Source organism: Ruegeria sp. YTSC106 (assembly GCF_059609765.1).
This window is the reverse complement of the sequence record NZ_JBXWMI010000025.1, coordinates 1-17,775: the sequence shown is the minus strand read 5'-3', so window position 1 is coordinate 17,775 and position 17,775 is coordinate 1. Positions and strand designations below refer to the sequence as shown.

The 17,775-nt window shown below is 57.7% G+C and carries 16 protein-coding genes and 1 riboswitch; of the genes, 10 read left to right on the top strand and 6 right to left on the bottom strand.

Features of this window, described 5'->3' with window-relative positions; translation table 11 throughout:
• Window positions 1-35: 35 nt before the first annotated feature.
• Window positions 36-1,055, bottom strand: coding sequence for a sugar ABC transporter substrate-binding protein (locus AC2FEB_RS21885; protein WP_117873582.1), 1,020 nt, complete (start codon window positions 1,053-1,055; stop codon window positions 36-38).
• A 254-nt stretch (window positions 1,056-1,309) separates the two neighbouring features.
• On the opposite strand from AC2FEB_RS21885, the gene AC2FEB_RS21880 reads away from it, so the two are divergent.
• The 6 genes from AC2FEB_RS21880 (at window position 1,310) to AC2FEB_RS21855 (ending at window position 6,293) form a co-directional block, all read left to right on the top strand.
• Entirely contained in the window at window positions 1,310-2,434 is a 1,125-nt protein-coding gene (locus AC2FEB_RS21880) for an ROK family transcriptional regulator (RefSeq protein ID WP_496677388.1), read from the top strand.
• Window positions 2,435-2,560: 126 nt separating this feature from the next.
• A riboswitch (cobalamin riboswitch) is annotated at window positions 2,561-2,759 on the top strand.
• A gap of 132 nt (window positions 2,760-2,891) precedes the next feature.
• Window positions 2,892-3,677 carry a DUF4198 domain-containing protein gene (locus AC2FEB_RS21875; RefSeq protein ID WP_496677349.1) on the top strand — a complete coding sequence of 262 codons (786 nt, stop codon included), beginning with the start codon at window positions 2,892-2,894 and terminating at the stop codon, window positions 3,675-3,677.
• A 6-nt stretch (window positions 3,678-3,683) separates the two neighbouring features.
• Complete coding sequence (cbiM, locus tag AC2FEB_RS21870; protein ID WP_117873580.1) at window positions 3,684-4,295, top strand: cobalt transporter CbiM; 612 nt, start codon at window positions 3,684-3,686, stop codon at window positions 4,293-4,295.
• Window positions 4,292-4,867, top strand: coding sequence for a NikL family nickel/cobalt ECF transporter subunit (locus AC2FEB_RS21865; protein WP_496677347.1), 576 nt, complete (start codon window positions 4,292-4,294; stop codon window positions 4,865-4,867). Before cbiM ends, AC2FEB_RS21865 begins: the two co-directional genes overlap by 4 nt.
• Window positions 4,867-5,646: a cobalt ECF transporter T component CbiQ gene (gene cbiQ / locus AC2FEB_RS21860; RefSeq protein ID WP_117873576.1), complete on the top strand. Its 780-nt coding sequence runs from the start codon at window positions 4,867-4,869 to the stop codon at window positions 5,644-5,646. Before AC2FEB_RS21865 ends, cbiQ begins: the two co-directional genes overlap by 1 nt.
• Window positions 5,643-6,293 carry an energy-coupling factor ABC transporter ATP-binding protein gene (locus AC2FEB_RS21855; RefSeq protein WP_496677344.1) on the top strand — a complete coding sequence of 217 codons (651 nt, stop codon included), beginning with the start codon at window positions 5,643-5,645 and terminating at the stop codon, window positions 6,291-6,293. The genes cbiQ and AC2FEB_RS21855 overlap by 4 nt, the downstream gene beginning before the upstream one ends.
• 104 nt (window positions 6,294-6,397) lie before the next feature.
• Here the strand turns inward: AC2FEB_RS21855 and AC2FEB_RS21850 are convergent, their stop codons facing one another.
• From AC2FEB_RS21850 to AC2FEB_RS21830, 5 genes are all read right to left on the bottom strand, one after another.
• Complete coding sequence (locus AC2FEB_RS21850; protein WP_117873572.1) at window positions 6,398-6,610, bottom strand: hypothetical protein; 213 nt, start codon at window positions 6,608-6,610, stop codon at window positions 6,398-6,400.
• Window positions 6,611-6,686: 76 nt separating this feature from the next.
• Window positions 6,687-7,685 carry a hypothetical protein gene (locus AC2FEB_RS21845; RefSeq protein ID WP_496677341.1) on the bottom strand — a complete coding sequence of 333 codons (999 nt, stop codon included), beginning with the start codon at window positions 7,683-7,685 and terminating at the stop codon, window positions 6,687-6,689.
• On the bottom strand, window positions 7,678-11,391 hold the full coding sequence (locus tag AC2FEB_RS21840; protein WP_496884367.1) for a hypothetical protein: 3,714 nt from the start codon (window positions 11,389-11,391) through the stop codon (window positions 7,678-7,680). Before AC2FEB_RS21840 ends, AC2FEB_RS21845 begins: the two co-directional genes overlap by 8 nt.
• A gap of 176 nt (window positions 11,392-11,567) precedes the next feature.
• Window positions 11,568-12,413, bottom strand: a complete 846-nt coding sequence (locus AC2FEB_RS21835; protein WP_496677335.1) for a Rossmann-like and DUF2520 domain-containing protein — start codon at window positions 12,411-12,413, stop codon at window positions 11,568-11,570.
• 22 nt (window positions 12,414-12,435) lie between these two features.
• Window positions 12,436-13,065 (bottom strand): response regulator transcription factor, encoded by a 630-nt coding sequence (locus tag AC2FEB_RS21830; protein WP_496677333.1) that lies wholly within the window; start codon window positions 13,063-13,065, stop codon window positions 12,436-12,438.
• Between the two features lie 220 nt (window positions 13,066-13,285).
• Here AC2FEB_RS21830 and AC2FEB_RS21825 point away from each other — a divergent pair, with 220 nt between their 5' ends.
• Genes AC2FEB_RS21825 through AC2FEB_RS21810 form a run of 4 tightly spaced genes read left to right on the top strand, consistent with a single transcriptional unit; the run spans window position 13,286 to window position 17,597 of the window.
• On the top strand, window positions 13,286-14,527 hold the full coding sequence (locus AC2FEB_RS21825) for a pyridoxal-phosphate-dependent aminotransferase family protein (protein ID WP_496884366.1): 1,242 nt from the start codon (window positions 13,286-13,288) through the stop codon (window positions 14,525-14,527).
• Between the two features lie 15 nt (window positions 14,528-14,542).
• Window positions 14,543-15,739, top strand: coding sequence for a malate--CoA ligase subunit beta (locus AC2FEB_RS21820; protein WP_496677327.1), 1,197 nt, complete (start codon window positions 14,543-14,545; stop codon window positions 15,737-15,739).
• Entirely contained in the window at window positions 15,739-16,626 is an 888-nt protein-coding gene (gene sucD / locus AC2FEB_RS21815) for a succinate--CoA ligase subunit alpha (RefSeq protein ID WP_496677325.1), read from the top strand. The genes AC2FEB_RS21820 and sucD overlap by 1 nt, the downstream gene beginning before the upstream one ends.
• Window positions 16,626-17,597 carry a 2-hydroxyacid dehydrogenase gene (locus tag AC2FEB_RS21810; protein ID WP_496677323.1) on the top strand — a complete coding sequence of 324 codons (972 nt, stop codon included), beginning with the start codon at window positions 16,626-16,628 and terminating at the stop codon, window positions 17,595-17,597. Before sucD ends, AC2FEB_RS21810 begins: the two co-directional genes overlap by 1 nt.
• Window positions 17,598-17,775: the final 178 nt, after the last annotated feature.

Here is a 17,775-nt window from a genome sequence, read left to right as displayed (position 1 = left end):
GAAGGCCGCCCTCTGCGGCCCTCCGGGTGATCAGGTCAACCCCAGCAGAGGTCCATGCCTTCTTTGACCGAGATTGACTCGACGCCATCAGCGGCCTTGTCCGTTACAAGCGCCACGCCGGTGTCAAAGAAATCCTTACCGGGTGTGTTTTCAGGTTTTACACCTTCGTCCGCCCATTTCTTGACGGCCTCAACCCCCAGTGATGCCATCAACAGCGGGTATTGCTGCGACGTTGCGCCGATAACACCATCAGCAACGTTTTGGACGCCCGGGCAGCCTCCGTCCACGGAAACGATGAGTACGTCATTTTCACGTCCGATGGCTTTGAGCGCTTCATAAGCGCCTGCCGCCGCAGGTTCGTTGATGGTGTGAACAACGTTGATCGTCGGATCCTTGGCCAGTAGGTTTTCCATCGCGCGGCGACCTCCTTCTTCGTTGCCGGCAGTGACATCACTCCCGACCAGACGGGGGTCATCTTCATCGCCGATCACGTTCGGGTCTGCCAGATCAACACCGAAGCCCTGAAGGAAGCCCTGATTGCGCAGCACATCCACTGTCGGCTGGCTGACGGCAAGATCCAGTGTCGCGATTTTGGCGTCGTTGGCGGCGTCGCCCAGCGTGGCTTTGGCCCATTGTCCAATCAACAGCCCGGCAAGGAAATTGTCCGTGGCGAACGTTGCGTCAGCCGAGTCAATGGGTTCCAGCGGCGTATCCAGAGCGATTACCAGAACCCCTGCATCCCGCGCCTGCTTCACAGCCGGAACGATGGATGATGTGTCCGAGGCCGTCAGCAGAATGCCTTTGGCGCCGTCCAGAATGCAGGTCTCAATGGCTTGCACCTGCGTTTCATGGTCACCGTCGACCTTGCCCGCAAAGGCTTTCAGCGTCATTCCCAGCTCTTCCGCCTTCGCTGTCGCGCCCTCCTTCATTTTGACAAAGAACGGGTTGGTGTCCGTTTTGGTGATCAGGCAAACAGTTTCACCTTCCGCCATTGCACTGCCAGCCATGGCAGCAGCTGCCAGCGCTGTCGCGCCCGCAAGTCTTGCAAGTTTCATCGATAATCCTCCCAGTTTTTCTAATGCCCATGAGGGCACGAGAGCGATCAGGCAAAAATAACCTGATCCCATGAGAAACCATCACAAGAATCAAATATTGAGTCAATAAATAACTCACTCTTATTTATTATTGACAGGGCGGGTCGGCTTTCTCATTCTCAAGCAAGAAAGGGGTGGTCGTGCCTGAATATTCATCTCAGACAAACTCGATTGGCTCGCACGGGTCAGAGGTGCGCGGAACGAACCAAAGCGGCATGCGGGCCCGAAACGAACGCCTTGTGTTATCTCTTGTCCGGCGCCATCAGGCCCTTGCGAAGTCCGAAATCGCGCGCATGACGGGACTGTCGGCACAAACGGTTTCCGTCATTATGCGTCTATTGGAAAAGGATGGGTTGCTTCTGCGCGGTGAACCGGTTCGCGGGAAAGTCGGGCAGCCTTCTGTTCCCATGCGCCTTAATCCGGATGGTGCGTTCTTCTTTGGGCTTAAAGTCGGGCGCCGCAGTGCCGAACTGGTTTTGACTGACTTTGTCGGAAATGTGCGGCAACGAGAGAGGCAAACCTATGACTATCCAACGCCGAATGCCACTTTGGATTTTTCCAGGGAGTGCCTTGGGAAAGTGATGACGTCCATGTCACCTGAGTCCAAAAGCAGGATCGCGGGGCTCGGAATAGCTATGCCCTTTTACTTGTGGGACTGGGCGAAGGCTTTGCAGGTTCCTCAGGAAAAAATGGACCCGTGGCGCGCGTCGGACTTAAAAGCGGACCTGGCTCTCAGCTGCAATATGCCAATTTTCCTTCAAAATGACGCGACAGCGGCCTGTGGTGCGGAATTGGTTTTTGGCCCGGCTGACGGGCCAAGAGATTTTTTGTATTTCTACGTCGGCTTCTTCATTGGCGGCGGGGTGGTCCTCAATGGCTCGATCTTTTCTGGTCGGGGAAATGCAGGCGCGCTCGGTCCTTTGCCTGTTCCTGATGACGCTGGCGGTGTGAAGCCGCTGATTGACGTGGCCAGCCTTTATGTGCTCGAGCGTGCAATCACGACAGCAGGGGCAACCTCGCATTCTTTATGGGAATCGACCGAGCATTGGGATGTGCCAAAAGCTCAACTGGAGAACTGGTTGAATAAGACCGCGAGCGGGATTGCCTATGCGATTGTATCATCATGCAGTCTAATCGACTTTGAGTGCGTAAAGATTGACGGCTGGATGCCGCCGGACATCAAGGCGCATTTGGTTGAATTGGTCGAAAACAAACTGTCCGAGGTTAACCTGACCGGTCTTGAGCGCCCTTTGGTGGTGGCGGGGGCCGTGGGCCCGGATGCGCGCTCGCTGGGCGCAGCAAGCTTGCCGTTGTCGGAAAGGTATCTTTCAGAAGCCTAGAAGTGTATTTCCCCTTCTTCCACTGATGCTTACCGAAGCACGTCAAACCACACCAGACTTCCCAGGTTCATAACTTTTTCGACCGCCATCACAATTGATCGTTGACGGAGACTGGGATTGTCTGGCAAGCCGCTGGACATGTCCGGTTCCGGGGTGCGCTCTGGAATCAATAGGGAATGCGGTGCGGGCTCAGGCCCAATTCCGCAACTGCACCCGCAACTGTAAGCGGCGAGCAGGGCTGAAACGCCACTGGGGTTTTCCCGGGAAGGCCAGTCCGACGCTTTGACCCGCAAGTCAGGATACCTGCCGGGCATGTGCCCCCATAAGGGGCGCTCCTCATCGGCGACGGGATGTGCGTCGGACCAGGATGCCTGAAAGGGCAATTTGGCGTTGGATGTCCCGCAGTCAAAGTGAATTTCGCACCGGGATTGGCGCGACGGGACAAGGACGACTGTTCATGAAAAAGCTGCTCAGTGCAGCCGCTGCCGCGATGGCACTTCCTGCCATGGCAAATGCGCATTTCCTTTTGGAATACACCATCGACACCATGATCGAGAAACCCGGCGATGTGCCGGTCAAGCTGATCTTCTGGCATCCGTTCGAGAACGGTCATGTCATGGATATGGAAAAGCCGCAGGAATTCTATGTGATCCACAACGGCAAAAAAACTGATTTACTTGATACGCTGGAACCTGTCCGCTTCACCGGTGGAGAAAACGAGGGGGCGGCGTTCAAAGGCAGTGTTCCTGTCAAACGTTCGGGCGATTACGTGCTGGTGACGGTTCCTCAACCTTATTATGAGGAAGCCGAAGACATCTATATCCAGCAGTTCACCAAAGCGTTCCTGAACCGCAACGCATTGCCGACCGACTGGATGAACCCTGTGGGTCTGCTGACCGAGATCATACCGCTTAACAAGCCGACCAACATCATCGCGGGTTCGACCTTCACGGGCCGTGTGATGGCTGATGGTCAGCCGGTTGCAGGTGCTGAGATCGAGATCGAGTACATGGCCGCCGAACCTGGCATGGAGAGCTCGGCCGCTTCGACACCGAAGGTGTCACCAATGCCGGGTGGTGCCGTGGTCGCCATATCGGACGACAACGGGTACTTTTCGTTTGGCGTTCCAAAAGCCGGTTACTGGGGTTTCGCAGCACTAGGTTCAGGTCCAGTGACCGAACATGAGGGTAAAGAACTTAGTCAGGATGCGGTCATCTGGATCCGCGCCTGGGATCTGGAGTAGACCCAAATGCACATCGTCGACGGAGCCCTTTCCAACCCGGTCGTGGTCGGCGGTGCCGTCGCCGCTGCGGGTGGGATTGCCATGGGCCTCAGGTCACTGGATCTTGACCGCATCCCCACTGCCGGAGTGTTGTCAGCCAGTTTCTTCGTGGCATCGTTGATCCACGTACCCATTGGTCCGTCATCGGTACATTTGATCCTCAATGGCATGGCTGGACTGCTGCTTGGCTGGGCCGCATTCCCGGCTTTGTTCGTCGGGCTTTTGCTGCAGGCGGTCTTTTTCGGCTTTGGCGGATTGACGGTGTTGGGGATCAACACCGTCAATATCGCTTTGCCCGCGGTGGTGGCCGGATTGTTGTTTGGTCGTCTGATCGCGCGTGGGACGCCTTTGCAGGGTGCGATCTGGGGTGGCTTGGGCGGCGCATTTGCCATTGCGGCGACGACCGGCATGGTCGCGACTTCACTGGCACTGTCGGGGGATGAGTTCCTGCCCGCTGCCAAGCTTGTTTTCTTTGCACATATACCTGTCATGGCCATCGAAGCGATTTTGACCGGGTTCGCCGTTTTGCTGGCGCGCAAAGTCAAGCCCGAGCTGTTTGTCAGAGGAGCGACCACATGAAGCATCTGGTTATCACACTGGCTTTGTGCTGTGCGCCTTTGCCTGCGCTGGCGCATAAAGTCATAGCCGGTGTTTTTGTGTCCGGTGATGCCATAGAGGGTGAGATCGGTTTTTCCAGCGGCGATATGGCAAGCGATACCGAAGTCATTGTTACTGGCCCGGATGGGGCAGAGCTGGGTCGCACGGTGACGGATGCAGACGGGTTTTTTATCTACACTCCGAACTCAGCCGTGGCGCATACATTCTTTGCTGACCTGGGCGCCGGGCACGTGGCCCAGGTTACTATGCCTGCAGAGGACGTCGCGCAGATTATGGGTGTTGTCGCAGAAAAAGCGGACAGCGCAACTTCGGCGACCATGGCCCAGACTGTCGGTTCCGCGACTTCACTAGGCCAAGAGGAACGACAGGTTATCGCAAAGGCCGTTCGTGACGAGTTGCGCCCGCTCAGGCGCGAGATCGCGGCCTATCGCGAACAGAATGACCTGCAAACCATCCTTGGCGGGATCGGGTACATCGTTGGTCTGTTCGGTCTGGGCTTTTACATGGCGGCGCGCCGCAGGCTGGCGGCCTGATGGCACACGTCCTGGGGCACCAAGAGAAAACACTGGCCGAAGCCGGTGACGGGCCTGAAGGTCTGATCAACCTGCTGGATCCCCGGATGCGGATCGTCATGGCAGTTGCTTTTGCAGTCGTTACCGTGGCGCTGTCAGCCCTCATTGCGCTTTGCGCGGCGTTGACCGTGTCTCTTTCGCTTTTGATGATTTCACGCTTGCCGTGGCGAAAGACGTTGAAGCGAATGGCCATGATGGATGGATTCATCCTGTTTATGCTGATCCTGCTGCCCTTTTCCATGCCCGGAGATCTGATGTTCACGCTTTGGGGGTACCCGGCAAGCTGGCAAGGCTTCTGGAAAGCGGTCCAGATTTCTTTGACCGCCAATGCCGTGATCCTGTCCCTGCTGGTGTTGGTTGGCACGATGGAGCCGGTCACTCTGGGTCACGCCTTGCATCGTCTGCGTTGCCCTGAAAAGCTGGTTTACCTTCTGATGTTTACAATTCGGTATATCGAGGTGTTGCGGGAAGAGTATCTGCGCTTGCGCGCCGCCATGAAGGTGCGCGGTTTTCGGCCAGCGACCAACTGGCACACATATCGCAGCTTTGGTTACCTGGTGGGCATGATGCTCGTGCGCGCGATCGAAAGATCGGAACGCATTCTGGCCGCGATGAAGTGCCGGGGGTTTTCCGGACGTATGCCGTTGCTTCAGGAATTTGACCTGACCCGCAGAGACATTGTGTTTGCTGCTGGATTCAGCGGTCTCTGCCTGGGTCTGATCATTCTGGAATTCGTATGACACTGATCGCGCTAGAAGACATCTGTTTTTCCTACCCCGGCCAGCCACCCGTCCTCGACGGGGCAAGCCTGAGCCTGAATGCCGGGCAGCGCCTGTCTCTGACTGGTCCGAACGGTGCGGGAAAATCGACGCTCCTGCGCATCATACTTGGGTTGCAGCGCCCGAGTTCTGGCACCGTCACCGTTTTTGGTCAGCAACGCGTGGAGGAGGCGGATTTCCACGAAGTGCGCCGCCGGGTGGGGCTTGTATTTCAGGATGCGGACGATCAACTGTTCTGTCCGACCGTCGCCGAAGACATCGCCTTTGGGCCGCTCAATCTGGGCAAGACACGCGACGAAGCGCTTGCCATTGTCGATAAAGTGCTTGGCGATCTGGACTTGATGCACTTAAAGAACCGCATCACGCACAAATTGTCAGGCGGCGAAAAACGGCTGGTGACACTGGCGACAGTTCTGGCGATGGATCCCGAAGTTCTGTTGCTGGACGAACCGACGAATGCGCTGGATACGAAAAACGAAGCGCGCTTGCTGGAAATCCTGCGAGCGTTGCCACAGGCGGTTCTGCTGGTCAGTCATTCGCCGGCGTTCCGCACGGAACTGGCACCGGATGCACTGGACCTTCGCGACGGGAAGCTGGTGCCGGCCTGACCTGTTCTCGTGGCAACCAGATACAGTGGTTTCAGAAATGCTATCACGCCGCCTGAGCCAAGCCATGAAGCCGAAAGCGAACCCTGTGGGTCGTCAGGCCTGGACTATGTCCGCTTTCGGCTCATCAGCCCATATCTGACAGCCCATGCCCGAAAGGATCCGCGTCTGCGCCTGTCCTGTTTCACAGGTTGTTTGGATTGTGCACCGCCTTTGCGATTGAATTCGAATACGTCGATTACCCGCTCGGCGCAGCCACAGGCTTCGCCCATGCCGACTTTGGCGAAATAGAACTTCTCGAAACGCTCCGGGTTTTGCATGGCTGACCTCCTTATTGCATTAAACCCCTTGAAGGGAGTCTTGCCAAATCACTTTCATGCGTTTCAAGCAGCCGCGCTATGGTGCGGCAAATTCGTTTCCTGTCCAGACATTGTCCAGTTGATTGAAGACCGGTGAGGTAATGAGCATTTCAGCGGAATAAAGCAGTTGCAGCTCGTCCGCAAACCGCGTGACGCCCGGCACAAGCCCGGTGATATTGCGCCATTCTGCCCAAGTTCCGGGATTCGACAGGCTGGTCGGATTGCCGGGATCAGCTGTCTGGTGCCACCCGGCGGCGTTCAGTAGTGGCGTGAGCGCAAAGCGCGCATCATTGCTGTCGACCTCGGAACAGGCTGCGGCATCGCATTCCCAACTCGTCCAGTCTGCCGCCGCGATGGTTCCGGCGATCGGAGCGGTGGCGTCGATGACCCGAACCAAAACCTCGAAACCGCCACCAGCAGTCGGGCGGCTAAGCGACAGGGGATCGGTTGCCACGGCGTGTAAAGCCGCAGTTGGCGCCAGGCTGAGTGTTCGGCCGATCAGAGCCAGCTGCGCAGAGCCGTCTGTTGCGGGTGCAGACCCCGCAGCAGGCAGTATCCTGACAGGTGTCAAAATCGGAACCGCGCCACCGCGGATCGTGATTTCCTGCACCGCATTGTCAAATGCCGGAACAAAGTCGCTGCGGATCGTATAGGTCAACGGGAAGCTGGGTTGTTGTGGCCCCGCAGGTCGGGCACCGTCACGTGTGACAAAGGACAATGGTGGAACGGCACCGGGCTGTGGCAGCGAAATCTGCGGCCCTGCTATGCCCAGCGCGGCCGCGATCATTCGTGAGCGCTGTTCGGCCTCTCCATATTCGCTCAGCAGATTTAAGTAGCCACCGATCTCGGTGATGTTGCGCGGGGCAGGGATGCGGGATGGGGCAATGTCGCCAGCGATGGCCAGCCTGTGGGCTATAACCTCTCGGGCGCGCTGTATCGCCGGAGAATTGGTGGTTTCAAGAATATTGATGATGGCCTCGGCAAGGCTTTCATCGATGCCCGGTTCGGGGGTTGCATTTGTGCTGGTGTCACTCATCGTCGTCCTCCGCAGGGGCGCTCAGGCCATTGAGGAAATCCAGAACGGATTGGCTGCCGGCCTTGGTTGCGCTGCCGTCATCCGCATCCGTATTGGCTTTGGTAAAGGCCCCGAAAAGCTTGGCCAGAAGCAACGTGTTGGAAGGATTGGCCAGAGCCGCAGCACCACCGGGGAAATCCTTGAACAGGTTTTGAACGAAACCGGCCCGGTTGCCATCCGGTTGCCCGCCAATCAGCGCTGAAACTCCGGAAGCGTTCTTGGCGATATCCTCAAACCCCTTGAGCTTTGCGGCATTGTCGGCAGCTGTCTTTTTCTTCTCGGCGGCCTGCTTTTTGGCTTCTTCTTCTTTGCGGGCCGTAGCGATCTCTTGCCCCTTGCCCGCAAGCTCAGTGGCCTTGCCGACAAGCTCTTTGGTCAGATCCGTCGCCGTGTCTATGGCCTTGTCCCGACCGGCGGCGACCGATTGCGTTTCAAGGGCCAGTTGCGCCTGTAGCTCCTTCAGACCTGTCAGATCGGTTCCCGCCCGCGCGAGATCAGGCGCGGCCTTGAGGATTTCGGCCAGTTGCGAAGTGGGCACGGCCTGGCCTGTGCCAATGTCCCCACCTGCGATGGTGAGCGTGTTCGAAGGTTGATTGGCCGGCAGGTCTGATGGCGCACGGGTGCCAAAGATTGCATCGCTGTCCGCGGGTAAGACCGGCGTGTCACCAACCGGAGGTGGCGTCGGGCTGTCCTGCCAGTTCCAAAAGCGGCGATGGTCGATCATCTCGCAGGAATTGCAGCGGCCCAGTACGGCCTCGCCTAAAAGGCCTCTGGTCGGCAGTGAGATCGTGCGGCGCGGTGGTCGGAAGTCTTCCCGATGGAAGGCCAGCAGACTGTCCTGAATGTCGCCGGTCCGCATCTCCATTCTGTCGGCCAGATCGGGCGGGATCGAGAATGGCATGATCATCGCATTGCCGTAGACGCCTAACACCTTGTTTTGGACCGTGCTGAGCAGTGATATCTCGCTTGAAGCGTCATCCAACCCGCCATCCGGCACGCCAATCGTGAAACGCTCCAGCAGGATGGCGCGTTCTTCATCCGTCATACTGGCCCAGATCACGCGGGAGTAGCGAACGGTGTCGGCCACGATATGTTGATACATTTCTTCGATCCGCCGTAGATCACGACGCGACAGCACGTCCGGCACTTCCTGTACGGAATAGGGCAGGGTTGCAGGCAATGCCTGGAATGTGTTGTCGTCAACGATGGTCTGTGCGTCTTCGTTCATGCGCGCCTCAAACTCGCTGATCATTGGCGCGCCGACCAGATCGTCGAAATCCGAACCCGAAATCGTCGTGTGAAGGCTCCGGTTGATGTTGCGCGTGGCGCGATCCAGATCATCGGCATCTTCTAGGTTTGAGATATGCTCCCAAATGTTGAAGATGTTGATCGGGTCGGGGCCGGTATAGAATGAGTAGGCAAAAGAGCCCGTCCGCCTGCGCAACTCGACGCGGGCGATGTCCGAACGTTCGACCGAGCGGGGCAAAGCCACGGATCCGGTATAAGTCCGCCGATTCGTTGGATCGCGGCGCGCGTCAGCCAGCCGAACCAGCAAGTTTTCACGTGTCTCGGCAGGCAAGTCATGCAGGTTGTCGATGTCAATCGGCGATCCGGTCAGAGGCACCGGTCCGACGCGGTCGCCATCCTGAGTGAAGATCACGGCGGAAATGTCATCGTTGGGCATAAAAGTGCCCTGAGCCTCAAAACTGACGATGTCCTGCGCGACACCCGGAGCATTTTGCGGAGATGCGTCCTTGTCGGCATAAAACTCTTCCAGCAGTTTGAGCGCGGTGCGGAATCTGCGACGGTTTCGGAACACGCGGCGGAAAACGTCTGCGTGGCGCAGGATCACTTTGTATCGGTGCAGCAACCCGGACCGGTTGACATTGCCCGGCAATTGATCGCCTTGCCCCAGGCGGCGAAAGCGGATGAGTTGCATTGGAACGAAGACCACCAATTGCACCCCTTCGATCCGCGTTTCCAGGGAAAAGTCGCGCAGAACTTCGAACCATTGCATCGTCATTGCATGACAATGGTTGCGGTTGGCGACGAACTTTGTTGTCGCCGTCCGCCGATCACTTGCCGTTGCGGTTCGCACACTTGTTCGGGCAGAGTTTCTTTTGACAGAAGCGGCCCGTTCCAGCGCGGCCGAGAACGTCTCATGCGTATCTGACAGAAAATCGCGTGACGTGTTCTGCGTGTTGGACGAACTGCCTGACGAGTTGGAACTGGAGCGCGCTCCGCTGAAGCCGACCCCGCCAACTATGGCCCCGATGCCGCCAAACAGACCGCCACCAATGCCACCCGCACCACCAAAACTCTTTGTAGACGCCTTGGTCGAGAAGGAGGACGTACCGCGGATCACTTCATCGAGCGCGGTTTCAAACGTACTGTTGAAGGAAGTGTCGCGCGCTTCTTCGAATTCCTGTTGTTCCTCGAACGTCAGGCTTTCACGTTCGCGCACGGTCAGGGTTTCACGTTGTTCCGAAACGACGATCCGCTGTTCCTCGCCCGGGGCAAGCGGCAGGGAATAGACCAGACGGCCCAACGACATACCGGCGTGAACGGCGGTCGAGCGCATCTTGGCAATGTAGCCGAGCGCAAGGCTGGAGGCCTTTGGCACATCTTGCGGGCGCTGCTCAAGATCTTCGAAGAAATCTTCTACATCAATGGGTTCGTCAATTGGTATCCGGTCGCGAAAATCCCAGTCTCCGCCGTCATTGTTGAAAGCGTTCAAAAGGGTTTCGGCAGAAAGGTTGGCCTGCGCAAAAGTGCTGCCCGGGATTGTCGTGACAAAGCGATTGCCGCCAACAGGGCGGGTTCGGACGATATTTTTCGGCCCGACCAGCGGATCAATCAACCGGTAGAGAACCGAATAGCGCCGTCGTGAAACTGTGCCACCTTCGGTCCGGTATTCCGAGGCGCAGTCACCTTCGCCCAGCACGATGGGCGCCTGCGTGCCGGTGAAATCGGATATGTTCTCTTCCGCATCCTCGGGATCCACCGGTAGAATATCAGCAAGCTCGCCCAGGACCGAGCGCTGCAAAGGGAGGACAGTGCGATCCAGCACCACAAGTCCCAGTTCGCCATCCAATGCATCAATGCGCGGCACCGCTTCAGTCAGAGTGGTGTTCTGCCCGCGAATTCGCAACCTCAGGCCATTTTGCGGCAGCCGCAAGTTGGGCAGATCAAGGGAAAACAAGCCCCGCGCATCCGTAACGGCGGCTTTTACAGCCCAGGAAAAATCCGCGTTGTCGATACCTTCATTGGCGGTAAAGGTGGGGCGCAGCGCTTCAACGATTACCCGCTCGGCGGGGGCCCCGTCGGGATTGATCAGTTCTCCGCGCAGTTTCGGGGCAAGGGTAGGGACGACAGCGCCCAGAAATCCCTCGGCCAGATCTTTGCGAATGGTTTCGAGCTGTCGAAAGACTGCACCAGTGGCCTGCACGCGCTGATCGACCAGATCGTTGATTACTTCGGCGGACAGGTCGATACCGACACCACGGCGCAACGCCTTGAGTTTCTCGGCTTCGACGCGTCTGAGATCGTCAACACTGTCAGCTGTAAAGCTGGCCGATCCTGAGATTTCCGCCGAGATCGTGGGATTTGGTCGGGAGGTAGGAAGGGACAGCGTAATACGCGGGGGCTCACTGCTGGAGTCGGACATTAAGTCACCTCGTTGGAAAGCGCGGCAAGAAACTGAGTGCGGGGAAAATCAAATCTTGAAAGTTGACCTAACGTAACACGTTTCAGGGATTCGCAAAAGAAACGCTCGGGCCTGTCTTTTCCGCGACGCGTTTCGAGCGCAGGTTCCAAAATGCTTTCCAGCAATGTATCTAGCGATTATTTCGTGAAACCGGTTGCCTTCAGCTTCTGCGCCAGCGAACTCATTTGCCTGTAAATTTCACCTGCATCGCGGTGCCACGCCGCTACATCCGTACCCTGCCGGGCAACGACCTCTTCGTCCCCTCTTGCCGCTGGACCGGTCAGGGCAGCTTGCGGCCCAAGAAGGTCGACGTTTTCGACTGTGCTGCTCAACAAACCAGCGTTGAGCTTGCGGGCAGTTTCGTCCGGCACGCCCGCCTCGGCCCACGCCTCGCGGGCGATGGCCTGCAAGACAACGGCGAAGTTGTTCGATATCACAGCGGCTGCATGATACAGGCTTTTGCTTTCAGACCGGATGGGAAAACAGGTGGCTCCCAATCCTTCCAGAAGCGGCTGAATGAACGCTGTGGCTTCTTCGTCGCCTTCCAACCCGCACAGCGCCTCTTTGAATTGCGCGGCAGCGGCCTGTGGATCGGCGAAGGACAGGACGGGGTGAACGCTGGCCAGAGACCACGAGAGGCTGCGCAACGACGCCAGTTGCTCGGCGGGATAATAGCCGCTGCAATGGAACGCCACTGAAGTCCTCCCGGTTATTTCTTGGTTCTCGAACGCCTCTTTCAATTCGTGGGCCACCGAAGAAATTTGCGTGTCGGGCACTGATATGATCCACAGATCAGCGGGTCGCAAATCGGCATAGCTTCCTGCAACGCGCCCGGTTTTGGACAATTGGGCGGCTTCATTTGCCGAGTGAAAGGATGTGCTCAGAACATCCTGAATACGGCAGCCATCAGTGCCATCCAGAAGGCTGATCAGCGTTTTGCCGACCCGCCCGGCACCGACAACGTTTATTTTGATTTCAGTCATCCGGGCTCTCTGTTCTCGTCGTCTAGTCGGCGCCACGGTGGGACGAATAGAAAAACGCAATGGCTTGTGTTCTGTTTTTGACGTTCAGCTTCTCATAGATATTTGACAGGTGAAACTTGACCGTGTTGGTGGATATCTGAAGTTCCTTGGACAGTTCCCGGTTCGACATCCCCTGTGCCAAGGCCTCCAGAATGGCGCGTTCCTTGCGTGAAAGGCTTTGAATCGGATCCTGTTTCATCTTCCGGACGTCGATGAACGGAAACACCATCTTGCCTGCTGCCACTTCGGCACAGGTCTCGAGAAGCACGTCAACCTCGCCCGAGCGGGCAGCAAATCCAGCGGCACCCGCCTGCATGGCCAATCGCGGGACATCTCCGGAGGCATCGCCGTAGATCACAAAGCGCGGAGCATCGGCCTGATCGCGCAACACCTCGATCAATTTGGCAGCGCCCAGGGCCGGAAGCGTCCAGTCCACAACGCCGACCTGAACAGGTATCCGCATCACCGTTCCCAGAAAACCTTCTGCCGTCGCCGACGTGGCAACCAGAGAGAATCGCGGATCACGTTCGAATATTTCCGACATGGCAGACAGAACCAGCGGATTGCTGTCGGCAAGCATGATGTCGATGGGTTTGCCCGATGTTTCAACCATATGATTTTGCCCTGACTTTCTAAAAAACTACCCAAAAGAATGGGGATATTTTCGGTATACCTTGGTATTTTTACCAATATAGGTGGGTAAAACCCCATACTTTTAGACATCCAAAAGCAGTAGTAAGTTACGTTGCGCCGTTGGGCAAGCTCGCGTTTTCTGGTCGACACCTTAACACATCAGGCCGCAATGCCCGGCCAACTGCCGAGGACGTCAGACCATGACTTTTCAGATTTTCCCTCCGCTCGAAATTCCCGAGACCCTCGCCGCGGGGCCAGGGCCGGGCAACACGGATGTACGTGTTCTGAAAGCCTTCGCCGACGCAGGTGTTGCCGATCACATGCAGGGCGATGTCCTCAGGGGCATGATCGAATGCAAGCATATGCTGCGGAAAATCTGGGGCACTGGAAACGCTTATACGTTCGCTGTCGCGGGTACCGGCTGGAGCGCTCTGGACACCATGTTCTCGGCCGTCATGCCGGGCGACAAGGTTGTTGCGTTCACCAACGGCACATTCTCGGGGATCGACGCGCTGACGCTGCGGATCAAGGCGGCCACGGCCGCCGAGCACGCGGCCAGCCCACTTGACCCACAGGCGGCGAGTGTCACAGTAGTCGAAGTTCCACATGGCCAACCGGTGGCGGCCGAGATGGTTGAAGCCGCTCTGGCTGGACACAAACCGAAATGGGCCTTCATGGCGCATTGGGAAACCGGATCCGGCAGGGTGAACGACCTGCGCGGTTTCTCGGACGCGTGTGAACGTCATGGGGCGATGGGGCTGATCGATGCGGTTTCGTCTCTGGGTGTCGAAGACTTTTCGATCGATGACTATCCGGGTGTCGCAGGTTGGGCATCCTGTCCACAGAAAGGCCTGTGCTGCCTGCCGCTGACCTATGCCCCTGTCAGCTTTACCGATGCCTATATCGAGACGTTGAAATCCACAGGTGCCTATACCTATGTGCACAATCCGATTTTTGAGGCCCGTCACTGGGGCATCGTCGATGGGCAGGACGTGGAAAAGGGCACCTACCACCGAACCCATTCGGGGTACGCGGTGGCTGCGTTCCACGAGTCATTGCGCCTGACCTTGCAGGAAGGTCTGGCCAAGCGGTCGATGTCTTACCGGACGCATGAACAGGTTCTTCGGGACGCGGTGACCGAGATGGGATGCGAGGTCACCTCGGACATGCCCAGCCTGATCGTGCTCAACCTGCCTTCCGAACTTTCTGGCCGCGAGATGGAACTGGTGCAGAACTGCCGTGAACGCGGGTTTGGCATCTGGCCCACTTTGAGCGAACCGGTGCAGGTGCGCATCGGCATCCTCAATCAATTGAATCGCGGGGCCGTCAGCCGGATCGTACGCCTGTTCGCCGAAGCCATTCGCGAGCTGGGCGGTGAGGTCGATCAAGACGCGATCGAAGCTCTGCTGGAAAGCCGTTACGGAACTTCAATAGCTGCGTAAACAGGAGCGCATCAGATGGATATCCACGAATACCAGGCGAAAGAAGTTCTTTCGAAATTTGGCGTCGATGTGCCCGCGGGTGCGCTTGCCTACAGTCCTGAACAAGCGGCCTACCGGGCGCGTGAACTGGGTGGCGACAAATGGATTGTCAAGGCGCAGGTCCATGCGGGCGGTCGCGGCAAGGCCGGAGGGGTCAAGCTTTGCAACAGCGAAAACGAAATCTACAAGGCTTGTGATGATCTGTTCGGTCGCAAGCTGGTCACGCATCAGACAGGTCCTGAAGGCAAAGGCATCTATCGTGTTTATGTCGAAGCCGCAGTACCGATTGACCGCGAAATTTACCTTGGCTTTGTTCTGGACCGCTCCAGCCAGCGGGTGATGATCGTTGCCTCGTCCGAAGGCGGAATGGAGATCGAGGATATCTCGGCCGACCGCTCCGACAGCATAGTAAGGTCCATCGTGGAACCGGCCGTCGGGCTTCAGGAATTTCAGGCCCGTGAAATCGCCTTCAATCTTGGGGTTGAAGCCAAACTGATCCAGCAAATGGTGCGGACGTTTCAGGGCTGTTATGCCGCCTTCAGCAATCTCGACGCCACGATGGTTGAAATCAACCCGCTGGTCATCACCGGTGATGATCGGGTGCTGGCGCTGGATGCCAAGATGAGCTTTGACGACAACGCCCTGTTCCGCCACCCCCAGATCGCCGAATTGCGCGACAAGAGCCAAGAAGACCCGCGCGAAAGCCGCGCCGCGGATCGTGGGCTGTCTTATGTCGGACTTGACGGCAATATCGGCTGCATCGTCAACGGGGCCGGTCTGGCGATGGCCACCATGGACACGATCAAGCTGGCAGGCGGCGAGCCTGCAAATTTCCTCGACATCGGGGGAGGCGCGTCGCCTGAACGGGTGGCCAAGGCGTTCCGGCTGGTTCTGTCGGATGACAATGTTCAGGCCATTCTGGTCAACATCTTCGCTGGTATCAACCGCTGCGACTGGGTGGCTGAAGGTGTCGTGCAGGCGTTGAAGGAACTTGATCTCGATCTTCCGGTCGTTGTGCGGCTGGCCGGAACGAATGTCGAAGAAGGCCAGAAAATCCTTGCCAAATCCGGACTGCCGATCATTCGCGCCACGACGCTGATGGAGGCGGCAGAACGCGCTGTGGGCGCGTGGAAAAACGACCTTACTCAAGGCACCAAGATGAGGGCTGTTTAATGAGCATTCTTCTCGATCGTGACACGCGCGTCATCGTACAGGGCATCACCGGTCGTATGGCCCGGTTCCATACCAAGGACATGCTGAACTATGGCACAAACGTGGTGGGTGGCGTGGTGCCCGGCAAGGGTGGCGAAACCGTCGAAGGCGTTCCGGTTTTTGACACCGTCAAGCAGGCCGTCGAAGTCACCGGCGCGGATGCCAGCCTGGTCTTCGTGCCGCCCCCGTTCGCTGCGGATTCGATCATGGAGGCCGCAGATGCCGGTATCCGCTATTGCGTCTGCATCACCGACGGCATTCCGGCACAGGATATGATCCGGGTAAAACGGTATATGTATCGCTACCCCAAAGAGAAGCGCATGGTGCTGACCGGTCCGAACTGCGCCGGCACCATCTCGCCCGGAAAGGCGTTGTTGGGCATCATGCCGGGACATATCTATCTTCCCGGACATGTAGGGATCATCGGTCGCTCGGGGACATTGGGTTATGAGGCGGCGGCCCAGCTGAAAGAGCGTGGGATCGGCGTTTCGACCAGCGTCGGGATCGGAGGCGACCCGATAAACGGGTCATCCTTCAAAGACATCCTTCAGCGGTTTGAAGATGACGAAGACACGCATGTCATTGCGATGATAGGTGAAATCGGAGGCCCGCAGGAGGCGGAAGCCGCCGAATATATTCGCGACCACATCTCCAAACCTGTGATCGCCTATGTCGCCGGCCTGACAGCTCCGAAAGGCCGTACCATGGGGCACGCAGGTGCGATCATCTCGGCCTTCGGCGAAAGCGCCAGCGAAAAGGTCGAGATTCTGTCCGCCGCAGGTGTCATCGTGGCCGAAAACCCTGCCGTGATCGGTGAGACAATCGCCCGAGTGATGGAGGCTGCGTGATGGTCAAACCTTCGGTTCTGGTAACCCGTCGCTGGCCCGCTGCCGTTGAGGCACAGCTGGCCGAGAACTACAACACCGTACTGAACATCGGGGACAAACCCATGTCCCCGGCTGAAATCCGGCAAGCGTTGAAATCTTATGACGCCGTTCTGCCCACTGTAACGGACACGCTGAGCGCCGAGGCACTGGATGTGCCAGGTGTACAGACGAAGATTCTTGCCAATTATGGTGTTGGGTACAGCCATATCTGCGAGCCATCGGCACGCGAATTGGGAATGACCGTGACCAACACGCCCGATGTTTTGTCCGAATGCACCGCCGATATCGCCATGACCCTTCTGCTGATGGTTGCGCGTCGGGCGGGCGAGGGTGAACGCGAGCTGCGTTCAGGTAAGTGGACTGGATGGCGGCCGACGCATCTGGTGGGAACCAAGGTCAGCGGTAAGACACTGGGCATCATCGGATATGGCCGTATCGGACAGGAGATGGCACGCCGTGCTCATCACGGGTTCGGTATGGACGTGCTGGTCTGCAACCGAAGCGCCGTACCGCCCGATGTTCTCGCCGAATGCAATGCGAGACAGGTGGACACCATAGACGACTTGCTGCCGCAATGTGACTTTGTCTCATTGCATTGTCCGGGCGGCGCAGCCAACCGTCATCTGATCAATTCGCGCAGACTTGGCCTGATGAGGCCTGACGCATTCCTGATAAATACTGCACGGGGCGAAGTGATCGACGAATGGGCGCTGATCCAGGCTTTGATGTTTGACATGATCGGCGGCGCTGCATTGGACGTTTTCGATGGTGAACCGCGTGTCAGCCCGGACCTGTTGCAATGCGACAACCTCGTCATGCTGCCTCATCTAGGCAGTGCAACACGCGAAGCACGCGAGGCGATGGGGTTTCGGGTTCTCGATAACCTGAGCGATTTTTTCGAAGGCCGTGAACCTCGGGACCGTGTGATCTGAGGGCACCATCAAACACCACGCACTGGCTTCCAACGCAGCCCTGACTGTATTGCGTTCCCCTATAAGGAGATATGACCCGTGAATGCACCGCATCGTTCAGACGGATTTTTCACCCAGTCCCTTGCTGATCGTGATCCTGAGCTTTTTGGCTCGATCACGTCGGAACTGGGTCGACAGC